This is a genomic window from Allobosea sp. TND4EK4 (assembly GCF_900156025.1).
Taxonomy (GTDB): Bacteria; Pseudomonadota; Alphaproteobacteria; order Rhizobiales; family Beijerinckiaceae; genus Allobosea.
On the sequence record NZ_FTMO01000004.1, the window covers coordinates 179,185 to 196,934 of the forward strand.

Sequence of the window (17,750 nt, forward strand, 5' to 3'; positions counted from 1 at the left end):
GGCCGGGACAAGCCCGACAATGACGGGCTGCTGAGAGGCTTTAAGTGATGTCCTACGATCTCGTCGTCATCGGTACCGGCCCCGGCGGCTATGTCTGTGCCATCCGCGCCGCCCAGCTCGGCCTCAAGGTCGCGGTGGTGGAGAAGCGCAAGACCTTCGGCGGCACCTGCCTGAACATCGGCTGCATCCCCTCCAAGGCGCTGCTCCATGCCTCCGAGATGTTCGAGGAGGCCGCGCACACCTTCCCCAAGCTGGGTGTCGTGGTGGGGGAGCCCAAGCTCGACCTGCCCGCGATGATGGCCCACAAGCAGGAGACGGTGGACGCCAACGTCAACGGCGTCGCCTTCCTGCTGAAGAAGAACAAGGTCGAGCCCTTCCACGGAACGGCCTCCATTCCGGCCGCGGGCAAGGTCGTCGTCACCTCCGAGGACGGCAAGACTCAGGAACTCACGACCAAGAGCATCGTCATCGCGACGGGCTCGGAATCGGCGCCGCTGCCCGGCGTGACGATCGACGAGAAGGTCGTCGTGACCTCGACCGGCGCGCTCGAGATCGGCGCCGTGCCGAAGGAGCTCGTCGTGGTGGGTGCCGGCGTGATCGGGCTCGAGATCGGCTCGGTCTGGAGCCGGCTCGGCGCCAAGGTCACCGTGGTCGAATATCTCGACCGCATCCTGCCCGGCATGGATGGCGAGGTCGCCAAGCAGTTCCAGCGCATCCTGGAGAAGCAGGGCTTCAGCTTCATGCTCGGCTCCAAGGTCACCAAGGTCGAGACGGCCGGCCAGGGCGCGACCGTGACGGTGGAGCCCGCCGCGGGCGGCGAGGCCAAGACGCTGAATGCCGACATCGTGCTGGTCGCGATCGGCCGCCGGCCGAACACGGACGGCCTCGGCCTCGACAAGGCCGGCGTCGCCATGGAGAAGGGCCGCGTCGTCATCGACGATCATTTCAAGACCAATGTCGCCGGCATCTATGCGATCGGCGACGTGGTGCGCGGGCCGATGCTGGCGCACAAGGCCGAGGATGAGGGCGTCGCGGTCGCCGAGATCATCGCCGGCAAGCACGGGCATGTGAACTACGACGCGATCCCCGGCGTGGTCTACACCTCGCCGGAGGTGGCTTCGCTCGGCAAGACCGAGGAAGAGCTGAAGGCCGCCGGCGTCGCCTACAAGATCGGCAAGTTCCCCTTCAGCGCCAATGGCCGCGCCCGCGCCATCCGCCACACGGACGGTTTCGTGAAGGTGCTGGCCGATGCCACGACCGACCGCGTGCTGGGCTGCCACATCATCGGCCCGCATGCCGGCGACCTGATCGCGGAAGTGACCGTGCTGATGGAGTTCGGCGGCTCGTCCGAGGACCTCGCCCGCACCTGCCACGCGCATCCGACTTTGGCCGAGACGGTCAAGGAAGCGGCAATGGCGGTCGAGAAGCGCCAGATCCATATGTGATCTGGCAGAGACGCGGACTACCCGCGAGCTGGTCGCGGGGCCGGTTCATGCCAAAATGGGGCCATGACGAGAGGTCATGGCCGGTTTCGAAATCGCGCGGCGCACCGATGCGGCGCGCGCCCGCGGAGCCGAGGCTACGTTTCTCTTCGGCTCGACCGCCCGGGACGAGGCAACCGACGGCAGCGATATCGATGTCTTCATCGACGTTTTTCCCGGGCGGAAGTTCTCGCTGATCGACCTCGCGGCGATGCACGCGCTTCTGGCCGATGAATTCGGGATCGCGATCGAGCTGACCACGCGGAAGAGCCTTCATCCGACGATCTCCTTGCCCAGCGGCCGGAGATCGCCTGGCCCGGTATCCGCGCCATCGGCAGTCTGATGCGGCACGAATACTGGCGGAGCGATCCAGACATCGTCTGGAATGTCCTCAGCGATGATTTACCGTCTTTGCGGGCGGCGATTGAGGGTCTTTTGGGCGGAGAGCCTTGATCGCGACGCGACCGGTCAGCCCCGCCGCGCCTTGAACGCGGTCAGCGTGTTCCGCAGCAGGCAGGCGATCGTCATCGGGCCGACGCCGCCCGGGACCGGGGTGATCGCACCCGCGACCTGCGCGGCTTCCGCGAAATCGACGTCGCCGGCGAGCTTGCCGTCCGGCATGCGGTTGATGCCGACATCGATCACCGTGGCGCCGGGCTTGATCCAGTCGCCCTTGACCATGCGCGGGCGTCCGACGGCCGCGACGACGATGTCGGCCCGCTTCACCACGGCGGGCAGATCGCGCGTGCGCGAATGGGCGATGGTGACGGTGCAGTCGGCCTGGAGCAGGAGCTGCGCGACCGGGCGGCCGACCAGTTCGGAACGGCCGATCACCACCGCTTCGAGACCCGCCAGCGAGGGCAGGGCCTGTTTCAGCAGCAGCATGCAGCCCAGCGGGGTGCAGGGGACCAGCAGATGCTCGCCGCTCGCCTTGCCGCCGGCGAGCAGGCCGGCGTTGACGGGCGTGAGTCCATCGACATCCCTGGCGGGGTCGATCGCATCGATGATGCGCGCGGTGTCGATGTGTTTCGGAAGCGGCAGCTGCACGAGAATGCCGTCCACGGCGTCGTCACCGTTAAGCTCGGCGAGCTTGGCGAGGAGGTCCTCCTCCGTCGTCTCGGCCGGCAGCCTGTGCGCGACGGAGGCCATGCCGACCTCGACGGCGAGCTTTTCCTTGGAGGCGACATAGACCTTGCTCGCCGGGTCGTCGCCGACGAGGACGACGTGCAGGCCGGGCACCAGCCCGCGCTCGGCCTTGATCGCCGCGACCTCGCGCGCGATGCCGGCGCGCAGCTCCGCCGCTGCCGCCTTGCCGTCGATGATGCGTGCCTGCCCGGTCATGTCCCGTCCCCGTCTCTGGCGAGAGCCGCCGTCTTGCGCGATCGGGACGTCGCGGACAAGTCCGAATACGTCATCTTCTGTGCCTGCCGCGCCGGCTGCGCGACAGCCATCGGAGCCCGCGCAGGACGCCGCTCTCGCACAGACGACAAGGAAGTGTCATCTGTCTGTCATGTTGTCGGGCCAGTCAGCAGCCGGCGAAGCGTCTTCGTTATCCGGGCAAGCACTGCGGGCCATGATCGCCCGCCCGGACACGGGCGATGATCGCGAAACAGGATAGGCCAAGGGACCGACCCATGACCAAGGCTATCGAGAAAAGCGTCGGACGCGCCCTGCTCGTCGCGGCGAGGCTGCACCGGTCGCGCATGGGCGAGAGGCTGACGGCGCTCGGCCTGTTTCCTGGCCAGGAGCAGGCGCTGAAGGCCCTGCAGCCGGCGCCGATGACGATGGGGGAGCTCGCCTCCCTGCTGCGGGTCAAGCCTCCGACGGTATCGAAGACCATTGGCCGGCTATCCTTGCAGGGGCTGGTGATGCGCGAAGGCGGCAACCGCGACGGCCGGCTCGTCCAGGTCGCGCTGACCGAGGCCGGCCAGCAGAAGGCAGCGGAACTCGACGAGCTCTGGAACGAGGTCGAGGAAGAGCTGCTCGACCGGCTCGACGGCAAGGAGCGCAAGCAGCTGCGCAAGCTCCTGCGCAAGGCCGCCAAGGGGCTGTCGAAGGCCGGAGCCGAGCAGGACGAGGCCGAGGCCGATCCCGACGAGGTCGACAGCGACGCCTGAACGCGCATGCACTGCATGCGTTCACATGCTGGCGGGCGCATTCAAATCGGTTAAATCTGGTCTCGCCATTCGCCCGAAGCATGACGAGGCCGCTCCTGCCTGCCCCTTCACCCTCTCCCGACGAGGCGGGCCGCCAGCGCCTGACCGCGATTGCGCTGATGTGCGCGGCGGTCGTCTGCTTCGCTCTGCTCGACACCCATGCCAAGTGGCTGGGGCTGCATGGGATGGACCCGCTGCTGGTGTCCTTCGCCCGCTACAGCGTCAGTGTCGTGCTGGTCTCCTTCCTGATCAATCCATGGAGCCATCCGGGGGTGCTGCGGGCGCGGCGACCCTGGCTGCAATTGCTGCGCTCGCTGCTGCTGCTCGGCTCGACCGTCCTGAACTTCTTCGCGCTGCGGTATCTCCAACTCGCGGAAACGATCTCGATCGCGTTCGCGACGCCGCTGATCGTGGCGCTGGTGTCCGGCCCGCTGCTCGGTGAATGGCCCGGGCCGCGCCGGCTGGCAGCGATCGGCGTCGGCTTTCTCGGGGTGCTGCTGGTGACGCGGCCGGGGGCCGGGGGGATTCACCCGGCTGCGCTGCTCTCGGTGGTGGGCTGCGTCTGCTACGCCTTTTACGTGCTGACGACGCGGGTGCTGGCGACTTCCGACAGCTCCGAGACCACGATGGCCTATTCGGGCCTCGCCGGCACGGTCGCCCTGCTGCCGACGCTGCCTTTCGTGTTCAGCTGGCCGTCATCGCCCTATGCCTGGGTGGCGCTCGTGGCGATCGGCTTCTTCGGCGCGCTGGGCCATTGGCTGCTGATCGTGGCGCATCGGCTGGCACCGGCGACCGTGCTGGCGCCGTTCATCTATTCGCAACTGATCTGGATGGTGCTGCTGGGCTGGCTCGTCTTCGACCAGCTGCCCGATCGCTGGACCTTCGCCGGCGGCGCGATCGTCGTCTCGTCGGGACTCTATCTGCTCTATCGCGAGCGGGTGCGGAAGGTGCCCGACGCCGCGGCGCGGATGGACTGATAGCAACCGCCCGCATCCCTGACCGACATGTCTCGCATTCCGATTCATGTGATGGCCCTGGGTCGATTTGATGTCGTTCGAGGCAGGCGGTCATCGTCGACTCGAAGCAGTCGGCAGAAACGTGCCGCTACCCGGCAGATTTCTCCATCCGGCCTGAGGGCCTGCTGTGCGCCCGGAGCGACCAAAGCCTAGAAAGCTCTATCGGGCCCCCATGGGAGGCATCGGGAAATACTGGCACGGGCCTTGCTGCCAGAGCGATCGATCTGAGGCATGAATGCTGGTGCGAAGAGGCTCCATATGAGGATCGACAGCAACGCGAGCTACGCCCTCGCGATAAAGACCACAGCGAACAACGCGGCCATCAAGAGCGGCGATGCGACAAACACTGGCGGTCAAACGGGTTCGACGGGAGCGTCTGCGACCCGTTCCTCAAGGAGCGGAGCGACACCGACCGACTTCTCCCACATGACACGCAAGGGTCTTGCCGATTGGATGAACAGCAAGATCAGGAGCGGCGAGATGTCGCTCGATGACAGCACCGTCTTCCTTGGCATGACCATGAAGATCCCGGTTGGAGCGGGTCGGGGAGACTGGATCGGGCTCGATGATCAGGAGCCGGTGAACTTCGTGCAGAATGCGCAGGATGGCATCGTTTGGGCTCGGCAAAACAATGACACCGGCTTGCTGAAGCGGTTGGAAACCGCGCTCAGCTTCATGCGGCAAGATCAGGGCCAGGTGAGGGGCATCGACATCACGGTCTGATCCCCCGGCTTGCCGATCCTGCGTTTCGCCAGGACGGCAAAAGGGCCGGCTCGCAAGGAGCCGCTACACCGTGACCTGCGTCCCCACCTCGACGACGCGCCCGGTCGGGATCTGGAAGAAGTTCGTGGCGTCGGTGGCGCTCTTGGTCAGGCTGATGAAGAGATTGTCCTGCCAGACCGGCATGCCCGATTGCGGCGAGGCCTTGATCGAGCGGCGGGAGAGGAAGAACGAGGTCGACATGATGTCGAACTTGAAGCCCTGCTTGCGCAGCATGGCCAGCCCCTTCGGCACATTCGGGCTTTCCATGTAGCCGTAGACCATGTCGACGCGCCAGAAATCGTCGGTGATGCGGGCGAGGCGCACGCGCTCCTCCTCCGCCACGCGCGGCGTGTCGGCCGAGCGGACGGTCAGGATCACGTTGCGCTCGTGCAGCACCTTGTTGTGCTTGAGGTTGTGCAGCAGGGAGGCCGGCGCGGTTTCCGGGTCGCTGGTCAGGAAGACGGCCATGCCCTTCACCCGCGCCGGGGGGCTCTTGGAGAGCATCCCGACCAGTTCGAGCAGGGGCACGTCGGTCTTGCGGGTCTTGTCGAACAGGATCTTGGTGCCGCGCATCCAGGTGCCCATCACCACCACCAGCGCCATGGCGAGCAGCACCGGCACATAGCCGCCATGGAACAGCTTCAGCATGTTGGCGGAGAAGAAGGCGACGTCGACCGTCAGGAAGGGCAAGATGATCGCCGCCGTGGCCGGCAGGCTCCAGCCCCAATGCCGGCGGATGACGACCGCCGCCAGCAGCGAGGAGACCACCATCGTCCCGAAGACGGAGATGCCATAGGCGTGGGAGAGGCTGGACGAGGTCCGGAAGGACCAGACCAGGATCAGCACGATCACCAGCAGCATCAGGTTGACGCGCGGCACATAGATCTGGCCGGAGGTCTGCTCGGAGGTGTGACGGATCTCCATGCGCGGCAGCATGCCGAGCTGGATCGCCTGACGGGTCAGGGAGAAGGCGCCGGTGATGACGGCCTGGCTCGCGATGATGGTGGCGACGGTGGCCAGCACGACGAAGGCCGGCAGCAGTGCCGGCGGTGCCAGGCGGTAGAACGGATTGTCGATGGCGGAGGGGTCGGCAAGGATCAGCGCGCCCTGGCCGAGATAGTTCAGCCAGAGGGCGGGGAAGACGACATAGAGCCACGCGCCGCGGATCGGCCCACGACCGAAATGGCCCATGTCGCCATAGAGCGCCTCGGCGCCCGTGACCGCCAGGCAGACCGAGCCCAGCACCGCCAGCGAGACGCCGGCATGGTCCCGGAAGAAGGTCAGAGCGTAATACGGGTTGACCGATTTGAAGATCGAGAGGTCGTCGGCGATGTGATAGACGCCGAGCGCGGCCAGCGTCAGAAACCAGAGCATCATCACCGGCCCGAAGAAGGTCGCGACCTTCTGCGTGCCGTGGCTCTGCACGAGGAACAGGCCGATCAGGATCACCGACGAGATCCAGAGAATATAGTCGTTGAGGGCCGGCGTGATCAGCTTGATGCCCTCCACCGCCGAGAGCACCGAGATGGCCGGCGTGATGACGGTGTCGCCGTAGAACAGGCCGGCGCCGATCATGCCGAGCAGCAGCACGGAGCGGCTCTTGTTGCGGCCGAGGCTGCGCTGGGCCAGCGCGACGAGCGTCAGGATGCCGCCTTCGCCGTTGTTGTCGGCCCGCATCAGCAGGACGACATATTTCAGCGTGACGACGACGACGAGCGACCACAGGATCAGCGACAGAACGCCGATCACCACCGAGGGCGGAACGACCGCATGCTCGTCGCCGCCTGTTGCAGCCAGGATCGTCTCGCGCAACGCATAGAGCGGGCTGGTGCCGATATCGCCGAAGACGACGCCGAGCGCGCCGAGCGCCAATGCGGCCGCCCCCGTGCTGCCATGCCCGTGAGGATGGCCGCCGGCGGCGCCGTGGCCGTCATCCAGCCCGAAGCGGGAATCCTCCGGCCGCACGGTCGAGGGATTCGGCTTGTCATGCCCCATAGGGGATCTCCGCGGGTGCTGCGATGCAGCGAAAGGCCGGCGCCTCTACCACAATGCGGGCGGCTGGCAAAGGTTGCCGCTCACCCGGCGGCCGGCAGGCCGGCACCATAGCGCCGGGTGACATAGTCCGCGACCATGGTCTTGAATTCGTCCGCGATGCCGGCACCGCGCAGGGTGGCGACCTTCTCGCCGTCGACGAAGACCGGCGCGGTCGGGGTCTCGCCCGTGCCGGGAAGCGAGATGCCGATATCGGCATGCTTGGACTCGCCGGGGCCGTTGACGATGCAGCCCATGACCGCGACGTTGAGATTCTCGACGCCGGGATAGCGCGTCTTCCATTCGGGCATGGACGTCGAGATCCAGTCCTGGATATCGCGGGCGAGCTCCTGGAAGACCGTCGAGGTGGTGCGCCCGCAGCCGGGGCAGGCCGCGACCAAGGGCACGAAGGCGCGAAAGCCCATGGTCTGGAGCAGCTCCTGCGCGGCCTTGACCTCGAGCGTGCGGTCGCCGCCCGGTTCCGGCGTCAGCGAGAAGCGGATCGTGTCGCCGATGCCTTCCTGCAGCAGGATGCCGAGCGCGGCGGAGGAGGCGACGATGCCCTTCGAGCCCATCCCGGCCTCGGTCAGGCCGAGATGGATGGCGTAGTTCGCCCGGCTCGCCAGCATCCGATAGACGGTGATCAGGTCCTGCACGCCGGAGACCTTGGCGGAGAGGATGATGAATTCGCGGCCGAGGCCGATTTCCTCGGCCCGCTCGGCCGAGAGCAGCGCGGACTGAACCATCGCCTCGCGCATCACGGCGCGCGCCTCCAGCGGCTGGGCGGAGCGGGCGTTCTCGTCCATCAGCGCTGTCAGCAACTCCTGGTCCAGCGAGCCCCAATTGGCGCCGATGCGGACGGGCTTGGCGTAGCGGATCGCGGTCTCGACGATCTGGCCGAACTGCCGGTCCTTCTTGTCCTTGAAGCCGACATTGCCGGGGTTGATGCGGTATTTCGCCAGCGCCTCGGCGCAGGCCGGATGATCGGCGAGCAGCTTGTGGCCGATATAGTGGAAGTCGCCGACCAGCGGCACGTCGATGCCGACACGGTCGAGCCGCTCGCGAATCCGGGGGACGGCGGCGGCCGCCTCGTCGCGATCGACCGTGATGCGGACGAGCTCGGAGCCCTGGCGGGCGAGGGCGGCGACCTGCTTCACCGTGGCATCGATATCGGCCGTGTCGGTGTTGGTCATCGATTGGACGACGATCGGTGCGCCGCCGCCGACCGTGACATTGCCGACCTGCACCGGGACGGTGAGCCGGCGCGCCAGCGGTCCGGAACGTTCGGGCGCCAGGCAGGGCGAGAGGCTGGGCGAGACGCGCTCGTTCATGCGGGCTGCTCTGTCAGGACGCGGCTTGTTGCAAGGCGGATTGGCGGCAATGCTCGCAGCGGCCGACGATCTCGACCATCTGGTGCGTGGGCGAGAAATGCCGGGTTTCGGCGATGGCCGCCACGGCTTTCTTCATGGCGGGCGAGGAATCCTCATCCACACCGCCGCAGACCTCGCAGATCAGGAAGGCGACGACCTCGTCAGCCCCGTGCCCGTGCAGACAGGCGACATAGGCATTCTTCGAGGAGAGCCGGTGAACGAAGCCCTGCTCGACCAGGAAATCGAGCGCGCGGTAGATCGAGATCGGCGCGAGGCGGCGTCCGCCCTCCGGCGAGATCCGGTCGGCGAGGTCATAGGCGCCGACGGGGCGATGGTCGGCATGCAGCGCCTCCAGCGCCTTCCGGCGGATCGGCGTCAGCCTCAGGCCGCGCTCGCGGCAGACGCGCTCGGCCCGTGCGAGGGCCTCCTCGGCATGGAGGGCGTGCTCATGCGCGTGGCGGCAGCCGCCTTCGCCATGGGCGTGCGCTTCATGAGCGTGGCCTGAGGACATTCGATCATGCCCGGCGTGGTCGTGCGCGTCTGGCTGCATTTTCGTCATGTTGCGCTGCAAAGACTCATCGGGCAACGTGCTGCGATCGTTGATCGCCCCACGGCCGCGTTCGGACCGAACCTAAGCATTTTTCCCCCGATTGTCAGGAGCCTCGACGCTCATGTTTCTCAAAGATCGCACAGCCGCCATCACCGGCTCGACCTCCGGCATCGGCCTCGCCTATGCCCGCGCCCTCGCCGCGGAGGGCGCAAACCTCGTGATCAACGGCATCATGCCGCCGGCCGATGCCGAAAAGCTGCGCACCGATCTTGAAGGCGAATTCGGCGTCAAGGTGGTGTTCTCGGGCGCCGACATGACGAAGCCCGCCGAGATCGCCGGCTTCATCGCGGAGGGCGAGAAGGTCTTCGGTGCGATCGACATCCTGATCAACAATGCCGGCATCCAGTATGTCGCGCCGATCGACGAGTTCCCCATCGAGAAATGGGACCAGATCATCGCGATCAACCTGTCCTCGGCCTTCCACACCATCCGCGCGGCGCTGCCGAAGATGAAGGAGAAGGGCTGGGGCCGGATCATCAACACGGCTTCGGCGCATGCCTTCGTCGCCTCGCCGTTCAAATCGGCCTATGTCGCGGCCAAGCACGGCATTGCCGGCCTGACCAAGACGGTGGCGCTGGAAGTCGCGACCAAGGGCATCACGGTGAACGCGATCGCGCCTGGCTATGTCTGGACGCCGCTGGTCGAGAAGCAGATCCCCGACACGATGAAGGCGCGCAACATGACCAAGGAGCAGGTCATGAACGATGTTCTGCTCGCCGCGCAGCCGACCAAGGAATTCGTCACGGTGGAGCAGGTCGCGGCGCTGGCCGTCTTCCTCTGCACTGACGGCGCCAAGTCGATCACCGGCACGACCCTGCCGATGGATGGCGGCTGGACCGCGGCGTGACCGGGCGCGCGGGTCGCAAGCCGGAGCCGGCCAGGGGTCTCGCCGGGCCGAAGGCCGAGAAGACCGTTTCGCTGGCGCTGCAGGGCGGAGGCGCGCATGGCGCCTTCACCTGGGGCGTGCTGGACGCCATCCTGGAGGATGGACGCCTCGCGATCGAGGCCCTGACCGGCACGAGCGCCGGCGCGATGAACGCCGTCGTGCTGGCCGAAGGCTGGCTCGATGGCGGGGCCGACGGTGCGCGCACCAAGCTCGAGCAGTTCTGGCGGGCGATCAGCGTCGACGGGAAATATGGCGGCTCGGAGCGCTCCCTGCTCGATACGATGCTCGGCGCCTGGGGCAACAGCAACGGCACGCCGCCGGGGCTGCTGTTCTTCGAGATGTTCGCGAAGGTGGCGAGCCCCTACGACGTCAACCCGCTCAACATCAACCCCCTGCGCGGCGTCGTCTCCGAGCTGATCGACTTCGAGAAGGTGCGGTCCCACGACGCGGTGAAGCTGTTCATCGCGGCGACCAATGTCCGCACCGGCAAGATCGCGGTGTTCGAACGGAACAAGCTGACCGCGGACCACGTCATGGCGTCGGCCTGCCTGCCGATGGTGTTCCAGGCGGTGGAGATCGGCGGGGAGGCCTATTGGGACGGCGGCTATATGGGCAATCCGGCGCTGTTCCCGCTGTTCTACGAAGCGCATTGCGACGACATCCTGCTGGTGCAGATCAACCCGCTCCAGCGCAAGGAACTGCCGACCAAGGCCCGCGAGATCCAGGACAGGTTGAACGAGATCACCTTCAATGCGTCGCTGCTGCGCGAGCTCAGGGCGATCGATTTCGTCAACCGCCTGGTCGATTCCGGCAAGCTGCCGAAGGACGAATACAAGCGGGTGCTGATGCATCGGATCGATGGCGGACCGCCCCTGGCGGAACTCACATCGTCCTCGCGAATGAACGCCGAATGGTCCTTCCTGCTCAAGCTTCGCGACATGGGCCGCAGCGCGGGCAAGCGCTGGCTGAAGCGGAATTACGAGGCGATCGGGAAGACGGGGACGCTCGATCTGCGGGAAGCGATCGGCTGAACTGCTCTGCGGTGACGCCTCCGACCGCCTGAACCGTCATGGCGAGCAGCGAAGCGACGAAGCCATCCAGAGGCCGGCTGAAGCGCTCCATTCGGTCGCCCTGGATGGCTTGGCTGCGCGCGCAATGACGCTTCAGCCCGGCCGCGTGGTCTGGAGCCTGATAGCGAGCGTGCGTGCCGCCCCATCCTTCCCGTTCCGGCGACGCACTTGTTCCTGCGGCGCACTTGCGCGCGAACCGGGCGCGGTGCCATTCAACGTGTCGAGGCATTGCCTGAGCGAGGGGATTTCATGAGCAAGCTGATCGTCACCGCGGGTCCGTACACCTTCGACGCGAAGTTCGAGGAGGAGGCCGCGCCGAAGACCTGCGCTGCCTTCCGCAAGCAGATGCCCTTCATCAGCAAGATGGTGCATGTGCGCTGGAGCGGAGAGGGCGTGTGGATGCCGCTCGGCGATCTCGATTTCGGCGTCGGCTACGAGAACAACACCGCATATCCGGCGCCGGGCCACATCATCCTCTATCCGGGCGGCGTCAGCGAGACCGAGATCCTGCTCGCCTATGGCGGCGTGCAGTTCGCCAGCAAGGCCGGCGTGCTCTCCGGGAACCACTTCATCACCCTGACCTCGGGGCTGGAGAACCTCTACGCTCTCGGTCGCAAGACGCTTTATGAGGGCGTGCAGGACGTGCGCTTCGACCTGGTCGACTGAAGCGGCGTCCGTCTCGGTCCTGTGTGAGGTCATCCCGGACCAGCGGCGCCAACCGCGCCGATCCGGGATGATGCCTGGTTCAGGCGGCCGTCGACGGGTCGGTCGAGGGCGGCTGCAGGCGCGCCGGTGGCTGGGCCGACTCCGGACGGTCCGCTTCGCGACTCGCGGTTTTTGCGTCGGCCGCAGGCGCGGGGTCCGCGCCACTGGCGGGCTGCTCGCGCTCGCCCCGCAGGTTGCTGCACATCGACAGCATGGCGCGGGCGATCTCGGCTTCGCCCATGATCGTCAGCGTCGCGCCGCATTTGGAGAGGTGCTCGACCTCGGCATCGGAATGGGCACGGGCGACGATCGGCAGCGTGCCGTTCTCGCCGCGCGCCTGCTGGCAGACCTGCCCCGCCTCGAAGCTGCCGGGGATGGCGATGAAGAGGCGGATCGCGCGGTCGAGCCCGGCCGCGGCGAGCACCTCCGGATCGGCGGCATTGCCGACGAGCAGCTCGGCCCCGTCGCGCCTCGCGGTTTCGACGGCCTCGGGATTGTCCTCGATCACCAGCAGCTTGGCGCCCTGCGAGAGCAGTCCGGCTCCGAGCAGACTGCCGACGCGGCCATAGCCGACCACGACGATATGGCCGGCCAGGGTGGTCGGGACGACGTCCCGCTCCGGCTCGGTCGCTGTCGCCGTGGGTGCGGGCGCCGCCGGGGGGGCTTCCGGGGCGGGGCCTGCCGCGGCGGGCGTGTCGGGCCTGGGTTTGGCCGTCGGCGCTTCTCCGGTCTTCAGGCGATCGACGAGGGCGAACATCACCGGGTTCAGCAGGATCGACAGGATGGCGCCGGCCAGGATCAGGTCGCGCCCCTCTGCCGGCAGGATGCCGAGCGCGGTGCCGAGCCCCGCCAGGATGAAGGAGAACTCGCCGATCTGCGCCAGCGAGGCCGAGATCGTCAGCGCGACTGCGTTGGAGCGGCCGAAGGCGCGCACGATCAGCCAGGCGGCGAGCGACTTGCCGATCAGGATGATCGCCAGAGTGCCCAGCAGCGGCCAGGGCGAGCGCAGCAGGATTCCGGGGTCGAACAGCATGCCCACGGAAACGAAGAACAGGACAGCGAAGGCGTCCCGCAACGGAAGCGTCTCCTCGGCGGCGCGCTGCGACAGCGGCGATTCCGAAAGGATCATGCCGGCGAAGAAGGCACCGAGCGCGAAGGAGACGCCGAACAGCGTCGCAGCCGCGAAGGCGACACCGAGAGCCAGGGCCAGTACGGCCAGCCGGAAGAGCTCGCGCGAGCCGGTATGGGCGACCCAATGCAACGCCCAGGGAATGACGCGGCGGCCGACGATCAGCATGAAGGCGACAAAGGCGACGACCTTGGCGAGGGTGAGCCCGAGCACGCCCCAGAGCCCGAGGTCGAACTGCGTCGAGAGCGGCGAGGGCGTGCCCGGCTGCGGCCCGTTCAACGCGTCCGCGATCGCCGGCAGCGCGACCAGCGCGAGCACCATGGCGAGGTCCTCGACGATCAGCCAGCCGACGGCGATGCGCCCCTTTTCGGTCTGCACGAGCCGCCGCTCCTGCAGGGCCCGCAGCAGCACGACCGTGCTCGCGACCGACAAAGCGAGGCCGAAGACGAGACCGGAGATCCAGCCCCAGCCGAGCAGCAGGGCCAGGCCCAGCCCGAGTGCGGTTGCGACCGCGATCTGGACCAGGGCGCCGGGCACGGCGATGGTTTTGACGGAGAGCAGCTCCTTCAGCGAGAAGTGCAGGCCGACGCCGAACATCAGCAGGATGACGCCGATTTCGGCGAGTTCGTTGGCGAGATTCTGGTCGGCGACGAAGCCGGGGGTAAACGGCCCGACCGCAACGCCCGCGACGAGATAACCGACGAGGGGCGAAATCCGGAGTTTCTGGGCAAGCGCCCCGAAGACGAAGGCAAGGCCGAGGCCCGCGACGATGATGGCGATCAGCGGGCCGTGGTGCATGTCTCTCCCGAATCGAAAAGCTCAAGTAAACGAGGCTGTTGGAACCGGGCACAGGATGAAGCCTCGGGGCCGCGAATTCAACCGAAAGTCGTAAGACTCTTGCCGGCCAGACTGTTGCCGGCCAGACGGCCAGACTCGTGCCGGCCGACGCTTGCCGGCGCGCGGCGAGCCGTCTCAGGCGGAAGGAGGCGCTGAAACTCAGGCCTTCGGCTTGTCGAGCAGGATCTGCCCCTGCTTCTGGACGCCGACCTTGATCTTCTCGGCGAAGGCAGCCAGCAGCCAAGGCAGCATGACCTCGATACGAACAAGATCATCCGCGATGTCGAGCCGTCCACGGACCGTCTGCCCCAGCGCGGCGACGCCGAAATGCAGGCTGTCACCTTCCCAGCGTTCCTCCACGAGCTGCATCTTCACCATGCCCAGCCGGTCACGGACACGGTCGAGGCCGCCGCGCAGCCTGTCCGTTGCGCCCTGACGGCCGAGGTCGTGAGAGATCGTGATGGAAACCGGCTTCGCCATGGGGCCCCGCTTGCGACTGCAAGGTCCTGACATGGCGACGGCGCCGGACGATGTCCAGCGCCGTCAGGACGGTTTCGCGTGACTGGCCGCGCGGTTCAGTCGCGCTCGATCAAGCGCCGGCGGCCCGTCTTGGTCACCCGCCACTGGCCCCCGTCGGTCTCGACGAGACCGCGATCCTTCAGAGCGAAGAGCATCGTCTCGTCGAAGATGAAGTGCCGGGTCTTTTCCTCGATGCTTTCGAGCGCGATCCATTCCGGATCCGACAGCACAGAGGGATGTGCGATCTGGAGTTGCTGAACGTCCATAAGCGTCTCCTTCTCGTTGACTGGCCCCTATGAGCCTTTGGATCACACCGAATCATGTCCCGGATAAGGCCGGGAGACGACGAAACGACAAAGCGGGAGACGTGTGTGATGGTCCGGAGCGGCCGAGCGTTTTCGTCGCAGCAGGGAACCCGCCCCGGACTCGATTGTTCACTGGTCGAGACTGAATTTCGCCGGACGTGTTCGGCGTGCCTGCAACCCCATTCATCAACGGAGTGCCCCGCCATGGCGAGCAGCAACCCTTCCTTCCCGCCCGACGTTCCCAAGGACTGGGACGAGGCTCGCGACGAGGCCGGCGCCACGGTGCGTTCGCTCCGCGAAAAGGCCAGCGACATGGCCGAGAAGGCCACCGAGACCGTCAAGGACGGCTATGAGCGTGCCAAGGAGACCTGGGACGAGACCGACCCGGTGGAGATGGCGAAGGAAGGCGGCCGCGCAGTCGTCGACGCCGTGGAGCGGCATCCGCTGGCAGCCTTCGGCCTTGGCGCTCTCAGCGTCGGCCTGATCGCCTGGGCGGCCATGCGCGACACTTCCTCGTCGCGCTGGGATCGCTACCAGCCGGATTACGGACGCCTGCGCGGCCTCTTCCACGACTATGGCTCGCAAGCCGCGGAGATGCGCGACCGCGCCATGAAGGAAGGCAGCAAATGGTTCCGATCGCACCGCAACGACGCCGACGAGTACACGGATCGGGCGGCCGAGTACGCTGCCCGGGCGCGTGACTATGCCGATATGGGGGGGCGCATGATCGCCAAGCGGGCGGAGCGCGAGCCGATCGCAGCCCTGCTGGGCGTCGGCATCGCGGTGTATTTTATCGGCTCGATGCTGAGTTCCGCGGCAGCTTCCGCGAATTCCGGCGACGGCTCGCGGTCGCAGACGCGCCGCCGGTCCTCGCGCCGCTCATAAGCGCGGTCGGTGAAAAGAAAAGCCCTGCCGAGCAGCGCTCGGCAGGGCTTGTTCGCGTCTGGCCGGTGCCGATCGGTCAGACCGATCTCACCACCAGTAGCCGGGGCCGTAATAGCCGGGGCCATAATAGTAGCGCGGGCGAGCGCTCGCCGCGATGGCGCCACCGACGACACCGGCGGCCACGCCGGCCGCGACCGCGCTGCCAGCCTCGTTCGAGGCGCGACGGTTCTCGACATAGTTCGCCGAGCGGCACTGCTGGTAGGCGCGGGTGCCCGGACGGAAGCCCTGAGCCTGGCAGCTGACCTCGGCATCGGCCATCGATTCCTGCGCGGTCTGGCAACCGGCGAGCAGGGCGGCCAGCGCCCCAACGATCATAATGCTACGCATCGTTTTTCCTTTGCAGCCTCCCATTGGCCTGATCGGACTTAAATGCAGCCGCGATGACCGGTCAAGAACGGGTTTGGCGTTGGGGTTAAGCATACACGGCTGAGTTATCGAAGGATTGTCGGTCAGCGGCAACTTCGCCTCTCGGCGGGGCTTGCCTTTGCGGCGCCGGAGAGGATCATGGCGCAAGCCTTCCGAGAGACCGCTTGCCCATGAAACCCCCCCGCCTCATCGTCCTGCTGCCGGCTCTGCTGCTCGGAGCCTGCGCCTACCATGACTCGCGCAGCAGCAGGGTCGTCGTGACCGATGCCGACAAGGTGGTCGAGAGCTGCACCAAGCTCGGCGAGATCGACGGAACGTCCGGATATGTCGGCTTCGTTCCGATCGACAAGGCGCGCGACACGGTGATGACACGCCTCAAGATCAGAGGCGCCGAACTGGGCGGGACGCATGTTCTGTCCGGCGTGGCCGACATCAATTGGAAGGGGCCGAAGACCACCGGCACCGTCTACAAGTGCAATCCGGGCTGAGCCGGCGAACGCTATCGTGCTTGACCTCGACATTGCGCGCAGGATCGCCCCGATGGGCGGCCGGATGCGTCCTGCGTTCGCATGATGGCGCGGTGCCGCCGTTCGTCGGCGGTCAGGCCTTCAGCAGCCATTCGTGCTCCGCGGCGTTGTGGAACTTCCAGCTCCGCTTCGGCCCGGCCATCACGTTGAGATAGTACAGATCGTAGCCGTGGCAGGTGGCACAGGGATGGTAGCCCCTCGGCACCAGCACCACGTCGCCATCCTCGATCGCCATGGCTTCGTCCAGGCTGCGATCATCGGTGTAGACGCGCTGGAAGCCGAAGCCCTGCGGCGGGTTCAGCCGGTGGTAGTATGTCTCCTCGAGATAGCTTTCGTGCGGCAGGTCGTCCTGGTCGTGCTTGTGCGGCGGATAGCTCGAGGTGTTGCCGGCCGGCGTGATCACCTCGACGACGAGGAGCGAATCCGCCGGCTCGGTCTCGGGGAGGATGTTGGTGACGTGGCGGACATTCGAGCCCTTGCCGCGGATTTCCTGGCCGAGCGCGTCGGGGCCGATCACCCGCACCGGCAGGCCGCCGCCAAGTCCGGGCGCGGTGCAGACCGCGAGCTCCAGATCGGTGGTCGCCGTCACCGACCAGCCCGACCCTTGCGGGACATAGACCGACCAGGGCTTGCCCTCGAAGGGGCTCATGCGCTGGCCGAGCTCGCCGAGAGCCTGCCCGTCGGCCGTGACCTGCCCTTTGCCGGTGACGAAGACGAGGCAGGCTTCGCGATCTTCCGTCGGCGCCGACACGCTCTCGCCGGCTTGGAGCCGGTGCAGCTCGAAGCCGACATAGGTCCAGCCGGCGCTCTGCGGCGTGACGCGGGTGACGCGGCCGTGGCTGCCGGAGGGGCGGATCTTGAGGTGGGACATGGGGCGTGCGTCCTTGAGGTCTGCAGAGCGTGCCGAAAGCACTGCCGTCATTCCGGGCAAGCGAAGCGTAGACCCGGAATCCATGCCTGAGCCTCTCCGGCAAGCGATCCGGCATGGATTCCGGATCGGCGCCGCTTCGCGGCTTGTCCGGAATGACGGTCGAG

The 17,750-nt window shown here is 66.9% G+C and carries 19 protein-coding genes; 10 read left to right on the plus strand and 9 right to left on the minus strand.

Annotation, left to right across the window (positions count from 1 at the left end; translation table 11 throughout):
* The first annotated feature begins 47 nt into the window (after positions 1-47).
* Together lpdA and BW981_RS10125 are read left to right on the plus strand one after the other, a co-directional pair.
* Positions 48-1,445, plus strand: coding sequence for a dihydrolipoyl dehydrogenase (gene lpdA, locus BW981_RS10120; RefSeq protein ID WP_083712272.1), 1,398 nt, complete (start codon positions 48-50; stop codon positions 1,443-1,445).
* Positions 1,446-1,521: 76 nt separating this feature from the next.
* Positions 1,522-1,824, plus strand: a complete 303-nt coding sequence (locus BW981_RS10125; RefSeq protein ID WP_076438696.1) for a nucleotidyltransferase family protein — start codon at positions 1,522-1,524, stop codon at positions 1,822-1,824.
* A gap of 125 nt (positions 1,825-1,949) precedes the next feature.
* On the opposite strand, the gene folD is transcribed toward BW981_RS10125, so the two are convergent.
* The gene (folD, locus tag BW981_RS10135) at positions 1,950-2,822 is read right to left on the minus strand and encodes a bifunctional methylenetetrahydrofolate dehydrogenase/methenyltetrahydrofolate cyclohydrolase FolD (protein ID WP_076438698.1); all 873 of its coding nucleotides are present in this window, start codon (positions 2,820-2,822) and stop codon (positions 1,950-1,952) included.
* A 293-nt stretch (positions 2,823-3,115) separates the two neighbouring features.
* On the opposite strand from folD, the gene BW981_RS10140 reads away from it, so the two are divergent.
* The 3 genes from BW981_RS10140 (at position 3,116) to BW981_RS10150 (ending at position 5,376) form a co-directional block, all read left to right on the plus strand.
* The gene (locus tag BW981_RS10140) at positions 3,116-3,598 is read left to right on the plus strand and encodes a MarR family winged helix-turn-helix transcriptional regulator (RefSeq protein WP_083712274.1); all 483 of its coding nucleotides are present in this window, start codon (positions 3,116-3,118) and stop codon (positions 3,596-3,598) included.
* An 80-nt stretch (positions 3,599-3,678) separates the two neighbouring features.
* On the plus strand, positions 3,679-4,614 hold the full coding sequence (locus BW981_RS10145) for a DMT family transporter (protein ID WP_076438701.1): 936 nt from the start codon (positions 3,679-3,681) through the stop codon (positions 4,612-4,614).
* A 297-nt stretch (positions 4,615-4,911) separates the two neighbouring features.
* A complete protein-coding gene (locus tag BW981_RS10150) occupies positions 4,912-5,376 on the plus strand; it encodes a hypothetical protein (protein ID WP_076438971.1) in 465 nt (154 codons plus the stop codon).
* Between the two features lie 63 nt (positions 5,377-5,439).
* Here the strand turns inward: BW981_RS10150 and BW981_RS10155 are convergent, their stop codons facing one another.
* From BW981_RS10155 to BW981_RS10165, 3 genes are all read right to left on the minus strand, one after another.
* Positions 5,440-7,410 carry a potassium transporter Kup gene (locus tag BW981_RS10155; RefSeq protein ID WP_083712276.1) on the minus strand — a complete coding sequence of 657 codons (1,971 nt, stop codon included), beginning with the start codon at positions 7,408-7,410 and terminating at the stop codon, positions 5,440-5,442.
* Between the two features lie 80 nt (positions 7,411-7,490).
* A complete protein-coding gene (gene ispG, locus BW981_RS10160; protein WP_076438703.1) occupies positions 7,491-8,777 on the minus strand; it encodes a flavodoxin-dependent (E)-4-hydroxy-3-methylbut-2-enyl-diphosphate synthase in 1,287 nt (428 codons plus the stop codon).
* 13 nt (positions 8,778-8,790) lie between these two features.
* Complete coding sequence (locus BW981_RS10165; protein ID WP_076438705.1) at positions 8,791-9,327, minus strand: Fur family transcriptional regulator; 537 nt, start codon at positions 9,325-9,327, stop codon at positions 8,791-8,793.
* 160 nt (positions 9,328-9,487) lie between these two features.
* Between BW981_RS10165 and BW981_RS10170 the strand changes: the two genes are divergently transcribed.
* From BW981_RS10170 to BW981_RS10180, 3 genes are all read left to right on the plus strand, one after another.
* Positions 9,488-10,273 carry a 3-hydroxybutyrate dehydrogenase gene (locus BW981_RS10170; RefSeq protein ID WP_076438706.1) on the plus strand — a complete coding sequence of 262 codons (786 nt, stop codon included), beginning with the start codon at positions 9,488-9,490 and terminating at the stop codon, positions 10,271-10,273.
* Positions 10,270-11,343, plus strand: a complete 1,074-nt coding sequence (locus BW981_RS10175; protein ID WP_076438708.1) for a patatin-like phospholipase family protein — start codon at positions 10,270-10,272, stop codon at positions 11,341-11,343. The genes BW981_RS10170 and BW981_RS10175 overlap by 4 nt, the downstream gene beginning before the upstream one ends.
* A 288-nt stretch (positions 11,344-11,631) precedes the next feature.
* The gene (locus tag BW981_RS10180) at positions 11,632-12,048 is read left to right on the plus strand and encodes a DUF3830 family protein (protein WP_076438710.1); all 417 of its coding nucleotides are present in this window, start codon (positions 11,632-11,634) and stop codon (positions 12,046-12,048) included.
* Between the two features lie 79 nt (positions 12,049-12,127).
* Here the strand turns inward: BW981_RS10180 and BW981_RS10185 are convergent, their stop codons facing one another.
* From BW981_RS10185 to BW981_RS10195, 3 genes are all read right to left on the minus strand, one after another.
* Complete coding sequence (locus BW981_RS10185) at positions 12,128-14,014, minus strand: cation:proton antiporter domain-containing protein (protein ID WP_076438712.1); 1,887 nt, start codon at positions 14,012-14,014, stop codon at positions 12,128-12,130.
* Between the two features lie 198 nt (positions 14,015-14,212).
* The gene (locus BW981_RS10190) at positions 14,213-14,533 is read right to left on the minus strand and encodes a polyhydroxyalkanoic acid system family protein (protein ID WP_076438714.1); all 321 of its coding nucleotides are present in this window, start codon (positions 14,531-14,533) and stop codon (positions 14,213-14,215) included.
* Between the two features lie 95 nt (positions 14,534-14,628).
* Positions 14,629-14,838, minus strand: coding sequence for a hypothetical protein (locus tag BW981_RS10195; RefSeq protein WP_076438716.1), 210 nt, complete (start codon positions 14,836-14,838; stop codon positions 14,629-14,631).
* 243 nt (positions 14,839-15,081) lie between these two features.
* Between BW981_RS10195 and BW981_RS10200 the strand changes: the two genes are divergently transcribed.
* On the plus strand, positions 15,082-15,762 hold the full coding sequence (locus tag BW981_RS10200) for a hypothetical protein (RefSeq protein WP_076438717.1): 681 nt from the start codon (positions 15,082-15,084) through the stop codon (positions 15,760-15,762).
* Positions 15,763-15,849: 87 nt separating this feature from the next.
* Here BW981_RS10200 and BW981_RS10205 read toward each other — a convergent pair whose 3' ends face one another.
* Positions 15,850-16,149: a hypothetical protein gene (locus tag BW981_RS10205; RefSeq protein ID WP_076438719.1), complete on the minus strand. Its 300-nt coding sequence runs from the start codon at positions 16,147-16,149 to the stop codon at positions 15,850-15,852.
* Positions 16,150-16,358: 209 nt separating this feature from the next.
* Here BW981_RS10205 and BW981_RS10210 point away from each other — a divergent pair, with 209 nt between their 5' ends.
* Entirely contained in the window at positions 16,359-16,676 is a 318-nt protein-coding gene (locus BW981_RS10210) for a DUF4156 domain-containing protein (RefSeq protein ID WP_076438722.1), read from the plus strand.
* 112 nt (positions 16,677-16,788) lie between these two features.
* Here BW981_RS10210 and iolB read toward each other — a convergent pair whose 3' ends face one another.
* A complete protein-coding gene (iolB, locus tag BW981_RS10215; RefSeq protein ID WP_076438724.1) occupies positions 16,789-17,586 on the minus strand; it encodes a 5-deoxy-glucuronate isomerase in 798 nt (265 codons plus the stop codon).
* Positions 17,587-17,750: the final 164 nt, after the last annotated feature.